Source organism: Vreelandella sp. GE22, from assembly GCF_968212445.1.
This window is the reverse complement of sequence record NZ_OZ309110.1, coordinates 505,484-521,906: the sequence shown is the minus strand read 5'-3', so window position 1 is coordinate 521,906 and position 16,423 is coordinate 505,484. Positions and strand designations below refer to the sequence as shown.

Sequence of the window (16,423 nt, the reverse complement as noted above, 5' to 3'; positions counted from 1 at the left end):
AGCGGGCCAACTTTGCGACGTTTGTCATGCCGCTACCCCTTGGTAACGGCTGCTCGTGCAAACTCTTTAGAAAACAATACGTTTTTTATGTAAGGGAAAGTAACATTAGCTACTCAACACCCAAGACACCGCGCTTAAGCTCCCGCCATGCGGCGATTTTCAAAAAACTCAATTAACAAAAATTGCGGGTTAAAAAACCAAAAAAACGGGGCCTATTGGCCCCGTCATGGTTTGGCACTAGCGTACTATTAGCCCAGCAGAGACAGTACGGACTGCGGGGTCTGGTTGGCCTGGGCCAGCATGGAGGTACCGGCCTGCTGCAGGATGTTGGCACGGGTCATGTTGGACACTTCCACCGCGTAGTCGGCGTCTTCAATGCGTGAACGCGCTTCAGACAGGTTGGTAGTAGTGGTCGCCAGGTTGTCGATGACCGAGTCGAAACGGTTCAGCGTGGCACCCAGGGTGGCGCGGTTTTCATCGAGGGTTCCAATGGCGCTATCTACTGAGTTAATCAAACTCTGGAAGTTCGCATTAGAGGCGCCGCCATTCGCGATAGCAGCAGCTGCTTCACTTAAATTATTAGCCCCAGGAACCCCGTCCTCCTCTGTTCCAACTGCATCAACTTGACCTAGCCCAGTACTGGACGCATCAATTGTAGCGACCGTGATAGTGTCGTTAGTGCTAGTACCAGCACCCACCTGAATGTTTAGAGGGCCATCACCCGCACCAGACAAGAGGTTTGTGCCATTGAAGTTGTTGCTACCCGCAACACGATCGATCTCAGCAATACGCTCAGTGATCTCGGTGGCAATCGCTGCACGATCATCAGCGGTGTTGGTATCGTTGGCGCCCTGAACCGCCAGTTCACGAATACGCTGAAGGTTGTCGTTGATCTGATCCAGACCGCCTTCCATGGTCTGAACGAGCGAGATACCGTCGCTGGCGTTACGGCTCGCCTGATCCATGCCCTTGATTTGGGCGGTCATTTTGTTGGCAATGGCCTGGCCAGCCGCATCGTCAGAAGCGCTGTTGATACGAAGGCCGGAAGAGAGACGCTCTTGCGCCTGAGCCAGCATGCCCTGGGACTTGCTCAGGTTGTTCTGGCCGATCATGGAAGTGATGTTGGTGTTGATAACAGACATGAATTTAATCCTCGGTGTTTAGTGGCCTGGGAGAGGCCCATGAATCGGCACTTGCATCGCCGTTATTATAATTAACGGCCTGTCGCCCCACTTCTTTAGCTCTTTTGCACTTTTTTATAAAAAAGTCGTTGCATCCACAAACGGCAAACGGGGCCTTTCGGCCCCGTCACTTGCGTTGATGGCTGTTACGTCAAAAGCGTTCTGACCCAGCCAGGAAAATACGACCTACTTCTTCTGCATAGCGCTCATCATATCGAACTGCTGAGAGAGGTAGCTGCTCATGGAGTTCATCTGGGCGAGCATGCCGTCAAGCACCGCAAACTGCTTACGGTAGCGCTCAGTGCTTCGCTCGATGCTGGCTTCCATACGCAGCTTGCGCTGGTCCAGGCTCTCTATTCGCAGCTCAGCACTGCCGATGGAGCTTTTAATGATGCCGTCATCTGCCGTTATATCCTTGAGTGTCGAACTTATGCGCCCTGCAAAACCATCTTCTTTCGTATCACCTGCGAAAAAGGCAGCCAAACCTTCGGAGTTATTGGCAATTGCTTCATCCAGTTTGGCTTCATCGACCTGGAGGCGGCCCTGCTTGTCGATGTCGATACCCATTTGAGCAAGCCGCGTTATATCGCTCGTTCCAAAGTTGCCCGTTACATCCTGACGCAGACGGTTTTCGATAGTGCGAACGGTGCGGTCGCCCACTAAATCGCCCGATGTCTTACCTTCGCCCTTGAATTCGGTCATACGGCCAACGGTGGACTTCATTTCGTTATAGTTGCTAACGAAGGCATTGATGGCTTCTTTCAGTGACGCCTCATCACGCTCGATTACAAGCGTGGATGGGGTCAGGGAGGCAGCGGTCAGGTTGAGCGTTACTCCCTGGATAGCCTCTTCTACCCGATTGCTTTTACTCGTAATCGCGATGCCGTTGACATTCAACTCGGCATCCTGGCCAGCACGTAGCGTGGTGGGGTCCATCGAAAGGGAGGTCAGCCCTGAAAACCCTGCCAGCGAAGCCTCTTTGCCCGTTTCCTTGGAGCTCAACGCCAGGCGATACCCTTTGCCATCATTGATGAGCGAAGCCGTAACGCCAGACTCTTTATCCGCATTGATCTGATCACGAACCTCAGCCAGGGTACTGCCTGCTTTAATATCGACGCCGTAGCTTGTTTGCGTATCGCCAGCCCCAAAATTAAGCGTCAACTTCGTATCGGTTGCCGTAAGCTCCTGGTCCAGTGCCACGCTATTGGACGCAGCGCTGCCGCCGCGCGCCAGTTGGGAAACCGTCACCTCATAGCGACCCGGATTGGCTTTTTCGCTCGCCGTCGCCAGTACGCCTTCTCCCGTTACCGTACTTTTTTGCTGATTGAAAGTAGCGGCATCGTTCAACGCCGTAATAGAGTTCTGCACCCTATCCATTGCGGATTCCAGGCGCCCATAAGCAGAAATTTTGGTTTGCTGAGCACTTTTCTGCTCAAGGATGGGAACGAGCTTTTGGCGTTCGGCCGCATTAAGCTGATCCACCAATCCCGACAAATCCAATCCAGACCCCACACCCAATGCCGTAATAGACGCCATGAGGTTAGTCCTCTAGTAAGTAGTAGAGAAGTACAGTTAAATACTCTATCGGCTGATAAACGACAAACTTTAGCGGTTAAGATTCTTAAAATCCTGTAAAAATGCCCGGCAAACGCCGGGCATTTCCTGTCTCACGAGTAGCGCTTGGCGATCACGACTGGTTGTTCTGGCCAAGCATTCCCAACTGCTCGCTCAGGTAACTGCTGGTCTGGTTCATCTGCGCCACCATGCTATCCATTGCCTGAAACTGGGCGCGAAAGCGCGCGATAGTCTGATCGATGCGCTCCTCGGTGCGGGCGAAACGATTTTCTAACGTTCCAACACGGCTTTCAGCGTTGCTTTCAGCCGTATCCAGACGTCCTCCGTCGCCCACGATGCGCTCGAGAGAAACATTGATTTGCCCGGCCATACCCGTTTCATCGCTACTGCCGGCAAAAAAGCTGGCAAGCGTATCGGGCTGCGTCGCGATGACGTTGTCCAACTTGTCATCGTCGATTTCAAGCTTACCATCGGTTTGCAGTGAAATGCCGATGTCAGAAAGCACGCTAAAGCCATCGCCATCCACTACGCTAGTAATGGCCTGACGTAGATCACGCTCGACCGCCCGAGTAGTGGCGTCGGCGTTCAGACCTGCTGATTGACCGGTTTCGGCGTCAAAACTGGTCAAGCGCGTCAAGGTATCCTTGAGCGAGTTGAAGCCTTCAACGAAGGCATCAACGTTTTTCCGCAACGCTTCGTCATCCTGTTCGACGCTAATGGTACTCGAGGCGCCCGCTTCAGTGAGATTCAGGGTCATGCCCTGAATGGCTTCTTCGACCTGATTGGAGCTGCTTACGATGTCGATGCCATTCACATTGAAGGCCGCATCCTGCCCTGCCTGAATCACCTGGGTGTCCGACGTCACTGCTGCTTCGGATAGAATGGAGGAGAAGTTGGAGCTTTCGATGCTGGCGTCGGCTCCCGTTTCACTCGCCATGACCGATAGCCGATACCCTTTGCCGTCATCGATGATAGAAGCCGTTACCTGACCATCGCCTTGTTCATTGATGGCGTCGCGAATGTCTTGCAGCGAACTGCCGTCGGCAATGGTTATGGGGGCCATATCGCCTTTAGCCATATCGAAAGTTAGTGTTTGCTCACCACTGACGATGCTTTCATCGGAGGAACTCAAACGCTCCGTGACGAAACTTCCAGCCGTTGCTAACTGATCGACCTCAACTTCGTACCTGCCGGCTTGTGCTTCGTTACTAACTACCGCCGTCACGGCATCGCCGTCGACGTTGGTCGTAAGGCTCTCGAACGTGGCTGTGTCGTTGAGCGCCTCAGTGGCATCCTGAAAAGTGGCCACCGCACTCTTGAGTGTCCCGTAAGCCGAAACCGTCGCTTGTTCAGATTGTACCTGTTGCGCGATGGGCGTGAGCTTGGCTCGCTCAGCAGTCTCAAGCTGGCCCAGCAGCCCGTTCAAATCGAGCCCGGAGCCGATGCCCAGTGATGTAATAGCAGCCATGAGTTAGTGCCTCTTGGAAGTAGTGTCGCTCATTCGACAGCGCGACCTGAAAATTTGCCTGCGTTGATGCATTGAATATCGGCACCCGGCGCTTTTTCTTTAGCTCTTGACCTGTTTTAACTCATTAAAAGGTTATTTTCTGTAATGTTTGGAAAGTTTTGGGCTACGCCGCTTCCCAATGAATCCGCTAAAAAGCGTCCGTTGAACCACCGTCTTATTTAGACCTTGGTCTAATACTCGGGAGTGACTTACACTGGCCTGCGTATTCCGTGTTCACTGTTGGAGAGCCTCATGTTTGCCCAGGGCAACACCCTTACTGCCAACCCCGCCCCGTTTAGCCGAGAGCAACTGCGCAGGTGCCTTTTTAACGTGGCGGAGCTTCTCTATGTGAACGGATACGTGCTGGAAACCATTACGCTACCCGGCTGCGGACTGGCGAAGCGGGAGATGGCCGTATTGGATCAGCAGGACGCTGGCTGGGCCAGGTGTCGCAAAACGCTCGAGGCAAGCGAGGCGGGCACCACCAACGCAGCGGGGCGCTTTGTGCTAACGACGCTGGGCCGCGAGATCATGTTCGATATGTTTGGCCAAGGGGCGGCGGACTGCGCCTAGGGATAGCCCAAACCTCTTAAAATAGGCGCTCTAAACGCAAAAACGCCCGCGAATGCGGGCGTTTGTGTTTGGCACGGCGTTATAATTAACGAAGGCCAAGCATCGAAAGAATAAACAGTACGACGACTATCAGACCCACGATGTAGATGATATTACGCATAACGGCGCTCCTTGCTTTTTTGCGTTTAGAAAAATCAACGGGTTGCTTTCCCCATCGGGGCAACACCCACATCCTAGCAGGCTTTTGGGTTCTTTGCGTAATTTACGTGCGCTAGCGTGTCGAAGACTCTACGCTTTTTAGCAGTCAAGCCATCATCGAAAGGGGTGCCAATGCGCGCAATGTTAATGGGATTAGGGGTGGTGATGGCTATGGGGCTACCTTTTACCGCTCAGGCCGAAGCGCCTTCGAGAGAGGCATTTAACGTGCTGGATGAGCAAGCCAGCGCGCTTGGCCGCCTGCACACGGTCGTGGTCGCGATCGAGGGGGAGATCGTTCACGAATTTCAGCAGGGCGGGCCGGGGGTCGCCACCCCGGCGAACGTGAAGTCGCTCTCCAAAACCGTACTGGCGGCGATTACCGGCGCCGCTATCCAGGCCGGTGTGATCGACTCGATCGACCAGCCGCTGGTCGAGCTTTTAGGCAGCCACGTGCCCCAAGGTGTGGACCCGAAGGTTAGCGAGATTAGCATCGAGAACCTGCTCGCCATGCAGGCGGGGCTCGAGCGCACCTCGGGCGGCAACTACAGCGGCTGGGTGGCGAGCTCCAACTGGGTAGAGGATGCCCTGAGCCGGCCGTTCGTGGATGAACCCGGCGGACGTATGCTCTACTCCACCGGCTCCAGCCACCTGGTATCCGCCGCGCTCACCTACGCAAGCGGTGAGTCGACCTACCAGCTTGCCCAGCGGCTTCTGGCCGAGCCGCTGAACATTGCCATCCCCCGCTGGTTGCAGGACCCGCAGGGCATCTACTTTGGCGGCAACGACATGCAGCTCTCGCCCCGGGCGCTGGTGGAAATCGGCGAGCTTTACCGCAATGATGGCGTGGTGGACGGCGAACGCATTCTGCCCGAAGGCTGGGTGGAGGACTCCTGGACACCGCGAGGTAGTTCTCAGTGGACCGGGGATGGCTATGGACTTGGCTGGTTCGTCACCACCCTTGGCACCACGCCGGTGTATTACGGGCGCGGCTACGGCGGCCAGGCGCTGTTCGTCATTCCCGAGCGTGACATGACCGTGGTGATCACCTCCGACCCCACGCCCCCCTCGCCGGGCGGGCAGTTTCAGCAGCAGTTGAACCGGCTGGTGATGAACCTGCTGACCTACCGCTAACGCTCCCTTCAACTCTCGAGCGCAACGCGGTGTTTAAAGCAGATACATGAGAATGGCGGCGAAGGTGGCGCCGGTGATCAGAAACCCCAGCGCCAATACCAGGCCGTCCTTCGCAACCAAGCCCAAGCCGAAGAGCGTCAGCGCAAGGCCGGCGCCGTTGGCGGTGAAGGGGATGAATTCCATGGGGGGCACGGCCAGTGCGATCAGCACACAGGCCAAGGCAGTTGCGCGCATGCCTAGGTAGCCACTCAACCAGGTCAAGCGCACGCCCAGCAGGCCATCGACCCACTTACCCGGTTTTTTCATCAGCTGGATCGATTTATCGAACCCCTTGCGCGACACCGAGCGGTTGAGAATCAACCCCGGTAGCCAGAAGGTCTTGCGCCCCAGCAGCAGCTGGCCAGAGGTTAACAGCACCACTGCCGCCATCAGCGTGGGCACGCCGGGAATATCGCCCACGATGGGGGCAAGCACGATCAAGCCAGCGACCAGCAGAAGCGGGCCGAAGGAGCGCCGCCCCACAGCGTCGAGTATGTCCTCGACGCTGACACGGGTTTTCTCTTCTTCCATCTGCTCCATGGCATGGAGAAGTTCGGTCACGCTTTCCGCCTGAGGTTCGTTACTCATGGGAGTTTTGACGCTCCTCTGCCTTGAGTTTGCTACGGATGAAATCGCTGTGGCTAACGTGTAAAAGATCCGCCAGCCGACGAATGCGGTGCTCTTCCTGCGGGTCGATACTGCCATCCGCCCACGCCAGTTGCCACATCAGCGCCACTAGTTCGCAGCGCTTTGCGTAGTCGTAGTGCTCCTTGATGAGGCTTACGAACTGGTAGTGGTCCACCGCCTCCTCCACTTCGGCATCCGCCAGCGCCATCAGCTCGGTAACTTCCGCATCTCCCAGCCGATAGCGGGCCATGAGTATCTGCTTGAGCGTTTGGCGCTCGGCATCGGTTTGCTCGAAGTCCGCGCGCATCACTTCGCAAAGTAGCGCCGCCGAGGCAAGTTCCAGTGTCAGGTGTTGGTTTTCGCGCCGCTCGGGCTCGGCGAGCGCGTCCTGAAAAAAATCACGAATCGCGTCGAGCATGGCTCACTCCTTACGCTTGGCAAGCTGTTCTTTGAGCTGTTTGGGCACTTGCTTGATGATCAGCCGATCCTGGCCCTCGTCGTACTCGATGCTGGAGCCTAGTAGGTGCGAATCGAAGCTGATGGAGACACCACCGGCGCGGCCGGTAAAGCGGCGAAACTGGCTCAGCGTTTTCTTGTCCGGCGGAATCTCCGGCGAAAGGCCGTAGTCGGCGTTGCGAATGTGCTCATAAAACGCCTTGGGCTGCTGCTCGTCGACGAGCCCGGAGAGTTCTTCCAGGGTCATCGGCTCGCCGCGGCGCATCTGCTCGTTGGCGTAGTCCACCAGCGTATCGGTCTTTTCGCGGCTGGCCTCTTCGTCGAATTCTTCCTGCTCGACGAAGTCACTAAAGGCCTTGAGCAGCGTGCGCGTCTCGGCGGGCGCGTCGATGCCCTCCTCCATGCCGAGCACCGCCGCCACGCCATCGGCCAGCTTCTTCGCGCCACGATCCTTTAGAAACGAGACGTACTGTTGGCTGGCGGTCTCATCGCCCTGCCACTGGGTAATGTTGACCCGCGCGGCCAGGGTGAGCTGCTGGGTATTGAGCTGGGCGGCGGGCACGGCCTGATGGGATTCACTAATACCGATGCCCTCGCGCTGATGTACGAGCGCAAAGAAGAGCGTTTCGGTATCGCCCTGGCGCTGGTGGGCGATCACCAGATACCCGCTCACCGAAAGCGCCTCCTGCAGCTCGCGCGCCAGGCGCTCGGTCAAGGCGGTGGAGAATGCCATGAAGTCCTGATCACCTTTAAGGTATGCGGCAAGCCAGGCCACCAGCGGCCCGGCCTGCTCGCCCTCGAGAGCGAAGCGCCCCCACCCCTTGGCCTTGGTGTTGTAGGTATCATTCAATTTACCCACCAGGTTTGCCATCACCGGGTCGTCACTTTCGCCAACGGCCGGCGCGGTGGTCACGGTCAGGCGCTCGCCGTCCAGGGTGGGTTCCAGGCGGTGCACGATGCTTTGCAAAAGCGGCATAGGGGAATCTTGCCTTTTAAATGATCAAAAATTGAGACGCTTAGGGTTTTAGCCGGTAGCCGGTATGGAAAATCCAGCCGATCATGGCCAGGCTTGCCGCGAGAAAGAGCGTAATCATACCCACGCTTGCTCCAAGACTTACGTCGCTGATGCCGTAAAAGCTCCAGCGAAAGCCGCTGACCAGATAGACCACCGGGTTTGCCAGCGTCACGCTTTGCCAAAACGGCGGCAGCATGTCGATAGAGTAAAAACTTCCGCCCAAAAAGGTCAGCGGGGTGATCACCAAAAGCGGCACCAGCTGGAGCTTGTCGAACCCATCGGCCCAGATGCCGATGATGAACCCCAGCAGGCTGAAGGTGACGGCGGTGAGCACCAAAAAGGTCAGCATCCAGAACGGGTGGGCGATCTGAAGCGGCACGAAAAAGCTCGAGGTGCCCAAAATGATCAGCCCCAGCAGTATCGACTTGGACGCCGCGGCCCCCACGTAGCCCACCACCACTTCCAGGTACGAAATGGGCGCGGAAAGAATCTCGTAAATACTGCCGGAGAACTTGGGAAAGAAGATGCCGAAGGACGCATTGGAAACGCTTTGCGTCAGTAGCATCAACATGATCAACCCGGGCACGATGAAGGCGCCGTAGCTGACCCCGTTGATTTCATTAATGCGCGAGCCGATCGCCGCGCCAAACACCACGAAGTAGAGCGAAGTGGAAATGACCGGTGAGACGATACTTTGCAAAAGCGTGCGCCGGGTGCGCGCCATCTCCGCCATGTAGATCGAACGGACGGGGTAGAGATTCATGAGCGCTCCTTGACCAAATCGACGAAAATATCTTCAAGCGAACTCTGCCGGGTGTGCAGGTCCTTCACCCGAATGCCCTCTTCGCTCAGGGCGGCCAACAAGCCGGACACGCCGCGGCCTTCTTCTTCCTGATGCCCATCGTAGGTATACACCAGCGTCTGGCCGGCGTCGGTCAAACTCAGCGTATCGCCCTCGAGTCTGGGCGGCAGCGTATCCAGTGGGGTGTGCAGCTCTAAAGTAAGCTGCTTGCTGCCGAGCTTTTTCATCAGTGCCGCTTTCTCTTCCACCAGCACCACTTCGCCATGATTGATCACGCCGATGCGATCGGCCATCTCTTCGGCTTCTTCGATGTAGTGGGTGGTGAGAATGATGGTCACGCCGTTATCGCGCAGCCCGCGCACCACCTCCCACATGTCGCGGCGAAGCTCGACATCCACACCGGCGGTGGGTTCATCGAGAAACAGAATGCGCGGCTCGTGAGAGAGCGCCTTGGCGATGAGTACGCGGCGCTTCATACCGCCGGAAAGGGTAATCAAGCGGTTGTTGCGCTTATCCCATAGCGCTAGCGACTTGAGCACTTTTTCGATATGCGCCGGGCTTGGCGGCTTACCGAACAGGCCGCGGCTGAAACTGACCGTGTTCCAGACCGTCTCGAAGGCCTCGTTGGTGAGTTCCTGAGGCACCAGCCCGATGCGCTGACGCGCCTGGCGGTACTGCTTGACGTTATCGAAACCGTCGACGGTCACGTGGCCTTCACTTGGGTTGACCAGCCCGCACACCAGGCTGATGAGCGTAGTCTTGCCCGCGCCATTGGGGCCGAGCAGAGCAAAAATTTCGCCACGTTGGATAGTGAGATCCACGTGCTTGAGCGCTTGAAAGCCACCGCTGTAGGTTTTGTTCAAGCCCTCGATAGAGATAATGGGGTCGTTCAAGGCGTGCTCCTCACACCGCGGCCGGGCCGCGGTGCTTGACTGCCAAGGGCGACTGGCAAGCACGAGGAAGAGAACCGCCAGCGCCCAAGGGCAGATTAACTGCGGCTGGTGACTTCGAGCAGATGGTAGCCAAACTGGGTTTGAACCGGACCATGGACTTGATTGAGCTCGCCGCTGAAGACGACCTTATCGAACTCCGGCACCATTTGACCCGGGCCGAACGTGCCCAGGTCGCCGCCCTGGCGACCGGACGGGCAGCTCGAATGCTCCTTGGCAACGTCAGCAAAATCGCGGCCGTTTTCGATCTCTTGTTTGAGGGCAAGGCACTGCTCTTCGCTATTTACCAGAATATGACGGGCGCTGGCACTGGCCATATAAGCCTCCTGAACATCGGTTTTAAGGGGTCACTAGTTTATCACGGCTGTGCTTGGGTGGGTGGCGTTAACCCGGTTGTTCGCGCTGGGCTCGACACCCGCTTCGAGCACGTTACACATCGCTAAGGCGTACCCAGCGCGCCGGTCACCCTAAGCGCCTCGCCCACGCCGGCCAGGGCCTGTTCGTGCTGGCTGCGCGAAAGCGGCCCCCGGGCGCAGGCAACGACCACCCAAGGGCCCTGCTCGGCCGAGCCCAAAGAGCCCCGCCAGGCCAGCCCGGCATCGCAACTACGCCGGTGCTGAGTGCCGGTTTTATGGGCGAACGTGATGGCATCCCCCATGCCCCGCTTCAAGCGCGCCTCGCCGGACTGAGTACGCGTCATCAGGGCGATCAGCGCCTGGCGCTGGTCGGAAGCCAGGTCGCTTACGCCCCCCTGGTGGAGCGCGGCGAGCAGGTCGCCGTAGGCTTTGAGCGTACCGGTGTTTTCACCGGTTTGCTCGTAGGCATCGAACGCGCGATCGTAATCGGGCTCGCGTAAATCGCTACTGGCAACGCCTAAAAGGCGCGCAAGCGCCGCCGGACGCTGACCGATACCGTTTTGGCGAAGCGCCATGAAATCGCTGCCGCCCAGCGCTTTTGCTTGTGGATGCAGCGCGCCATACACCCCCTGGCGCACCCCCACCAGCCGGGTAATCGGGCCCAGCTCATTGGGGTCACCGCCACTGGCCGCCACCATTTGCCTAGCGCGCGCATTGACCGCCTCGAGCCCGACCCGGTCGATCAGCATGTCCGAGGCGGTGTTGTCGCTGACAGTGATCATCTGCTCCAGCAGATACGTAATCGAGATCGGCGTGCCGGGGTCGTGCCAATTCACCGGCCCGGCGCCATCCACGTAGTCGCTCTGGTTGAGCGTGATGCGCTCATCGAGCGTCAGCCCGCCGGCCTGACGCTTTGCGAAGACCTCGGCGGCTACCGGCACCTTGATCAGCGAGGCCAGATACCACGGGGTGTCGGCTTGCCAGGAGAAGGCTTCGCCGCTTTGCAGGTTTTGAACGTAAACGCCGAGCGCTCCGCCAAAGGCGTCCTCGATAGCGGCCAGACGAGTGCTCAGGCTCCCCTGCCAATAGCTCTGCTTGTCGGTCTCGTAGTACCAATCCGCCTGTACCGGCAGCGCTATACAAAGCGCCGCGACAATCAGCGTACATTTAAACCATCGCAAATCGTCACCTCGATCGTTTGTCCTGTGGTTATCGGTGCGCCGCTATCCAGCGTGTTACCCAAATCCACAGCGCGGCCCCGAGAATCAAAAGCCCACCGACGCCCAGCGCCTGCGTGTAGGTATAGGTGCCGTTAAGCTCCAGCAGAAAACGAAGCACTAAAAAAATCAGCACGATATGGAAAATGAACGCCTTGAGCGCGTCGCTTCCGACAATGGTCAGCGGCAAAAGTGCCTTGGCCGCCGCCGCGCCGCCGGCCAACGCAAGCCCTAGAACAACCAGCGCCCCACCCACACTGAACAGCATGAAGGCAAGCTGTGGCGGGTGCTTACCGGCATTGTTCGCCACCGCCACCATGGCCGCATAGGGGCCATCCCCCAGGGCCGCCAGGCCATAAAAGGCGCCGATCATCGCGCCGCCCAGCGCGAGCAATATCGCGACCAGGCGAAGGCGCGTGGCACGCTCGAAAACGCAGCGAAGCGTGGCCTCACCCATCAAAAGCCCGGCAAGAATCAGCGGCGCGCGACTTAGCTGCCCCCAGGTGTAATACGCTTCGTGATCGACCAGCAGCGCTTTCAAAAGGGGGTTGCCACCAAAATCGAACCCCTGCAGCCAGGCCGAAAGTGCGGTGAGCACTGCGATAGCCGCCAGGCGCGACCATAGCGGCGCCCGGGCCCAGAGCGGAAGTATCAGCGGCACCCACAAAAGCGCGATGGCGTAGAAGCCGAGGATTTCGACCCAGATGGCAAAGTTGCCATAGAGCAGCGTATCGACGATATCCGCTGGCGCGTTGAACGGGAGCATTTCGACGATGGTGAGCGCCTTGTACCAAAACCACACTTCAAGGGCGCGCAGCCACAGCTTCAAACGCCGCCTGGGCCAATCGGCACTTTGGGTACGCGGTAAAAATGCCACCGCCAGCGCCATGCCGAACACCATGATAAAAAGCGAGGAGGAGAACTTGGTAATGAGGTGCACGGGCACCATGCCCCACTCGGGCACGTTGGGAATACCCACCAGGCCGCTGACGGTGTGGCTTATGATCATCAAACCAATGGCTATACCCCGGGCCAAGTCGATGGCTTCGATCCGCCCTTGTGCCCTGGGGAGAACAGGTACTTCTTTTAAGCTCGATTTTAAGCTCAGCACGTGGCGTACATCCCTGTAAACGGCGTCGATTCGATGTCGATCACCCAAGCTATAGTGAGAGGGCCTCAACCTTAGCTTATCGCCCGTAACAGGGGTAGCGGACGTTTAAACGCAAAAATGCCCCGCATTCGGCGGGGCATTTCGTGGCTCATCCTTGAACCAGGGAAGCGGTTAGTCCTTTAGCAAGCGGGGTTTACCAATTGCTGTCGGAGTCGGTATCCGTGTCAGTATCGGTATCCCAATCTTCTTGCTCCTCCTCCTCTTCTTCGTAAGTGAATTCTTGCTCTTCCTCTTCGTACTCGGTAGTCGCACCCTGCTCCTGCTCGGTGTCGTAGGAGTTGTACGTGCCCTGCTCATCCTGCATGGTGTCTTCCTGCGGTACCGGCTCTTGCGGCGCCGTGTCTTCTTCCATGCCAGCAAAGGCTAGCGGGCTGGCCATTAGGCCGAAAGATACACCAAGGATGCCTAGTTTCTTGAGAGATTCCTTCTTCATGATCGTGCCTCCTGATTGGCTTTACTTTCCTGCTTTTCGACACGGGTATCAATAAAAGCGTTACCCGGTAAAAAATCGTACGTTGAGTTTAAACAAGAGCACCGTGCCATCCTGACGCTGCGCTCTTGGCCAAACCATTGCAGCGGGCGTACCAGATTTTCAATAAAAAATGGAAAATAATTTAAAATCAAAAACTTAAAAATACAAAAGCGTGTGCCAACCCGTACTCAAACCTGCATTTAATACGTATTTTAATGTTTAAGGTTGGCACATGGGCCGCGTTGGTCATGTCAATTGCAGTTAATGCGCCCAAGGGATCCTCGCAAGGCATTGGCTATCTTTTAGTGCGAATGACGGGGTACTTCGGCGCCGCGACAGCCCACCAGAAAGTCGAAGTCGCACCCCTGGTCGGCTTGCAGCACCCGTTCGATATAGAGCTGGCGGTAGCCGCCCTGGCTTGCGATCATCGTGGAGGCCGCCGTGGCATCGTCAGCGCTCAGCCGCTCGGCCAGTTCTTCATCGCTGATATCCAGGTGCAGCCGCCCGCTTTGGCAGTCGAGCTCGATCCAGTCGCCGTTGTGTACTGCGGCAAGCGGCCCACCCGCCGCGGCCTCCGGCGCTACGTGCAGTACCACCGTGCCGTAGGCGGTGCCGCTCATGCGTGCATCCGAAATGCGCACCATGTCGGTCACGCCCAGGGCAAGAATCTTGGGCGGCAGCCCCATGTTGCCCACCTCCGCCATGCCGTGATACCCCCGGGGGCCGCAGTGCTTCATGACCAGGATATCGTCGGCGTTGACGTCCAGGTCCGGGTCGTTGATGCGCGCTTTGTAGTCGTCGAAATCTTCGAACACCACCGCCCGGCCGCGGTGGCGCATTAGCGCAGGCGTCGCCGCCGAGGGTTTGAGCACCGCGCCGTTGGGCGCCAGGTTGCCGCGCAGTATGCAGATCCCGCCGTCCGCAGTGAGCGGATTATCCAGCGGCCGGATCACCTCGTCGTTATAGAGCGGTGCGTCCTGGACGTTCTCCCAAAGCGTTTTCCCGTTCACCGTCAGCGCATCCTTGAACGGCAGCCGATCCGCCTCGCCAAGGCGCCGGAGTACCGCAGGCAGCCCGCCGGCGTAGTAGAACTCTTCCATCAGAAAGCGCCCCGAGGGCTGCAGGTCGACTACCGTGGGTGTGCCGCGCCCGACCCGGCTCCAGTCGTCGAGGTTCAGCTCCACGCCGATACGCCCGGCAATCGCCTGAAGGTGAATCACCGCATTGGTGGAGCCGCCGATCGCAGCGTTGGTGCGAATGGCATTATCGAAAGCTTGTTGGGTGAGGATTTTGGACAGCTTGAGATCCTCGTGGACCATCTCGACGATACGATTACCAGAGAGGTGCGCCAGCACGTAACGCCGCGAATCCACCGCGGGAATGGCGGCGTTATGAGGTAGCGACACGCCCAATGATTCCGCCATGCAGGCCATGGTCGAGGCGGTGCCCATGGTGTTGCAGGTGCCCGCCGAGCGCGACATACCCGCCTCGGCGGCCATGAAATCGTGAAGCGAGATCTCGCCGGCCTTAACCTGCTCGGAGAGCTGCCAGACCACGGTGCCGGAACCAATATCCTTGCCTTTATGCTTGCCGTTGAGCATCGGCCCACCGGTCACCACGATGGCGGGGATATCACAGCTAGCCGCGCCCATCAGCAGTGCCGGGGTCGTCTTGTCACACCCCACCAGCAGCACCACCGCATCGATGGGGTTGCCGCGAATCGCCTCCTCGACATCCATACTCGCCAGGTTGCGGGTGAACATGGCGGTGGGCCGCAGGTTGGATTCGCCACTGGAGAACACCGGGAACTCGACCGGATAGCCTCCCGCTTCCAGTACGCCCTTTTTGACGTGCTCGGCGAGCTTGCGAAAGTGAGCGTTGCAAGGCGTCAGCTCCGACCAGGTATTGCAGATACCAATGATCGGCTTGCCTTGAAACTCGTGGTCGGGAATTCCCTGGTTTTTCATCCAACTGCGGTACATGAAGCCGTTCTTATCGGCGGTGCCGAACCACTGGGCCGAGCGCAGGGGCGCCTTTTGATCAGACATGAAAGTCTCTCCGTATCGATGCCGGTGACAAAATTGGGTGTGACTAAAAAAGGGAACGCGTGAGCGTTAAGCGCGCTGTCGGCGGGTCTGCTTCCAGCGGTCGAACATCACCGCTAGCAGAAGAATCGCCCCGCGTACCAGGTATTGGTAGAAGGTCGGCACGTTCAAAAGCCCCATGGCGTTCTGCACGCAGCCCATGATCAACACCCCGACCACCACACCGGTAATCGTGGCCACCCCGCCGGAGAGCGCGACCCCGCCCAGCACACACGCGGAGATGACGGCAAGCTCCAGACCCATGGAGGTGTTAGGGTCGCCAAGCCCCATGCGCGAGGCGAGCAGCACCCCAACGACCCCGGCGACCACGCCCTGAAGACCGAACACGATGATTTTCAAACGGCGCACGTTCACCCCGGCAAGCGACGCCGCTTCCGAGTTTCCTCCAATCGCCAGCACGTTGCGGCCAAACGCCGTCATATTGAGCACCACGCCAAAGATCACGAAGCAGGCAAGCATGGTCCAGACCGGCAGCGTCAGGCCCAGAAACGCGGCGCTGCCCAGGTCGAAAAAGCCCGGTACGGTAATCATGACCGCATCGCCGCCGGAGGTGATGTAGGCAAGCCCGCGCACGAACTCCATGGCGGCCAGCGTGGCGATGAGCGAGTTGATACCGAACCGGGCGATCACCAGCCCGTTAAAGACCCCGACCGCGCCGCCGGCCAGGATGCCGCCGAGCACACCGGTCAATACGCTGCCGGTGCTCGAGGTCACCACCGCCGCGACGACCCCGGCAAACGCCACCGTGGAGGCCACCGAAAGATCGACTTCCCCCAGCGCCAGTACCAGCATCATGGTGGTGGCGAGACTCCCGATCAGCGTGATCGACAAGAGCAGCCCGACCATGTTGCGCCCGGTAAGAAAGTCGGGAATGAAGACCGCCAATGCCACGAACAGCAGCAGAAAAATGGCGATCAGCCCCGAGGTATCGAGCAGTGTGCGTAGCGGCTTGATCAGCCCCTGGCGCCCGGCAGGCCGTTCCGGCGCTGCGCTATCCTGAGTCAATTTATTGGTTGTCATTGTGTTAATCCTAAAAGAAAGCCTGAGC

16 protein-coding genes are annotated in these 16,423 nt (G+C 58.3%); 2 read left to right on the top strand and 14 right to left on the bottom strand.

The window, feature by feature from the left end:
- Positions 1-248 precede the first annotated feature (248 nt).
- The 3 genes from ACWHRL_RS02545 to fliD (ACWHRL_RS02535) form a co-directional block, all read right to left on the bottom strand.
- The gene (locus tag ACWHRL_RS02545; RefSeq protein WP_447895105.1) at positions 249-1,142 is read right to left on the bottom strand and encodes a flagellin N-terminal helical domain-containing protein; all 894 of its coding nucleotides are present in this window, start codon (positions 1,140-1,142) and stop codon (positions 249-251) included.
- 225 nt (positions 1,143-1,367) lie between these two features.
- On the bottom strand, positions 1,368-2,717 hold the full coding sequence (gene fliD, locus ACWHRL_RS02540) for a flagellar filament capping protein FliD (RefSeq protein WP_447895104.1): 1,350 nt from the start codon (positions 2,715-2,717) through the stop codon (positions 1,368-1,370).
- A gap of 151 nt (positions 2,718-2,868) precedes the next feature.
- The gene (gene fliD, locus ACWHRL_RS02535) at positions 2,869-4,224 is read right to left on the bottom strand and encodes a flagellar filament capping protein FliD (RefSeq protein WP_447895103.1); all 1,356 of its coding nucleotides are present in this window, start codon (positions 4,222-4,224) and stop codon (positions 2,869-2,871) included.
- 291 nt (positions 4,225-4,515) lie between these two features.
- Between fliD (ACWHRL_RS02535) and ACWHRL_RS02530 the strand changes: the two genes are divergently transcribed.
- Both ACWHRL_RS02530 and ACWHRL_RS02525 read left to right on the top strand, forming a co-directional pair.
- Positions 4,516-4,836: a hypothetical protein gene (locus tag ACWHRL_RS02530; RefSeq protein ID WP_447895102.1), complete on the top strand. Its 321-nt coding sequence runs from the start codon at positions 4,516-4,518 to the stop codon at positions 4,834-4,836.
- Between the two features lie 330 nt (positions 4,837-5,166).
- The gene (locus tag ACWHRL_RS02525) at positions 5,167-6,165 is read left to right on the top strand and encodes a serine hydrolase domain-containing protein (RefSeq protein WP_447895101.1); all 999 of its coding nucleotides are present in this window, start codon (positions 5,167-5,169) and stop codon (positions 6,163-6,165) included.
- A gap of 33 nt (positions 6,166-6,198) precedes the next feature.
- Here ACWHRL_RS02525 and ACWHRL_RS02520 read toward each other — a convergent pair whose 3' ends face one another.
- From ACWHRL_RS02520 to araH, 11 genes are all read right to left on the bottom strand, one after another.
- Positions 6,199-6,792, bottom strand: coding sequence for an exopolysaccharide biosynthesis protein (locus ACWHRL_RS02520; protein WP_447895100.1), 594 nt, complete (start codon positions 6,790-6,792; stop codon positions 6,199-6,201).
- Positions 6,785-7,249, bottom strand: a complete 465-nt coding sequence (locus ACWHRL_RS02515) for a tellurite resistance TerB family protein (RefSeq protein ID WP_447895099.1) — start codon at positions 7,247-7,249, stop codon at positions 6,785-6,787. Before ACWHRL_RS02515 ends, ACWHRL_RS02520 begins: the two co-directional genes overlap by 8 nt.
- Before the next feature lie 3 nt (positions 7,250-7,252).
- On the bottom strand, positions 7,253-8,263 hold the full coding sequence (locus tag ACWHRL_RS02510) for a nucleoid-associated protein (RefSeq protein ID WP_447527707.1): 1,011 nt from the start codon (positions 8,261-8,263) through the stop codon (positions 7,253-7,255).
- A gap of 40 nt (positions 8,264-8,303) precedes the next feature.
- Positions 8,304-9,065, bottom strand: a complete 762-nt coding sequence (locus ACWHRL_RS02505) for an ABC transporter permease (protein ID WP_447527706.1) — start codon at positions 9,063-9,065, stop codon at positions 8,304-8,306.
- Positions 9,062-9,997, bottom strand: coding sequence for an ABC transporter ATP-binding protein (locus ACWHRL_RS02500; RefSeq protein WP_447527705.1), 936 nt, complete (start codon positions 9,995-9,997; stop codon positions 9,062-9,064). Before ACWHRL_RS02500 ends, ACWHRL_RS02505 begins: the two co-directional genes overlap by 4 nt.
- A gap of 95 nt (positions 9,998-10,092) precedes the next feature.
- Positions 10,093-10,371, bottom strand: coding sequence for a peptidylprolyl isomerase (locus ACWHRL_RS02495; RefSeq protein WP_447895098.1), 279 nt, complete (start codon positions 10,369-10,371; stop codon positions 10,093-10,095).
- Between the two features lie 122 nt (positions 10,372-10,493).
- The gene (locus ACWHRL_RS02490) at positions 10,494-11,591 is read right to left on the bottom strand and encodes a serine hydrolase (RefSeq protein WP_447895097.1); all 1,098 of its coding nucleotides are present in this window, start codon (positions 11,589-11,591) and stop codon (positions 10,494-10,496) included.
- 28 nt (positions 11,592-11,619) lie between these two features.
- Positions 11,620-12,738: an acyltransferase family protein gene (locus tag ACWHRL_RS02485; RefSeq protein ID WP_447895096.1), complete on the bottom strand. Its 1,119-nt coding sequence runs from the start codon at positions 12,736-12,738 to the stop codon at positions 11,620-11,622.
- 193 nt (positions 12,739-12,931) lie between these two features.
- On the bottom strand, positions 12,932-13,231 hold the full coding sequence (locus ACWHRL_RS02480; RefSeq protein WP_447895095.1) for a hypothetical protein: 300 nt from the start codon (positions 13,229-13,231) through the stop codon (positions 12,932-12,934).
- Between the two features lie 341 nt (positions 13,232-13,572).
- Positions 13,573-15,318 carry an IlvD/Edd family dehydratase gene (locus ACWHRL_RS02475; protein ID WP_447895094.1) on the bottom strand — a complete coding sequence of 582 codons (1,746 nt, stop codon included), beginning with the start codon at positions 15,316-15,318 and terminating at the stop codon, positions 13,573-13,575.
- 66 nt (positions 15,319-15,384) lie between these two features.
- Positions 15,385-16,395: an L-arabinose ABC transporter permease AraH gene (gene araH, locus ACWHRL_RS02470; RefSeq protein WP_447895093.1), complete on the bottom strand. Its 1,011-nt coding sequence runs from the start codon at positions 16,393-16,395 to the stop codon at positions 15,385-15,387.
- Positions 16,396-16,423 lie beyond the last annotated feature (28 nt).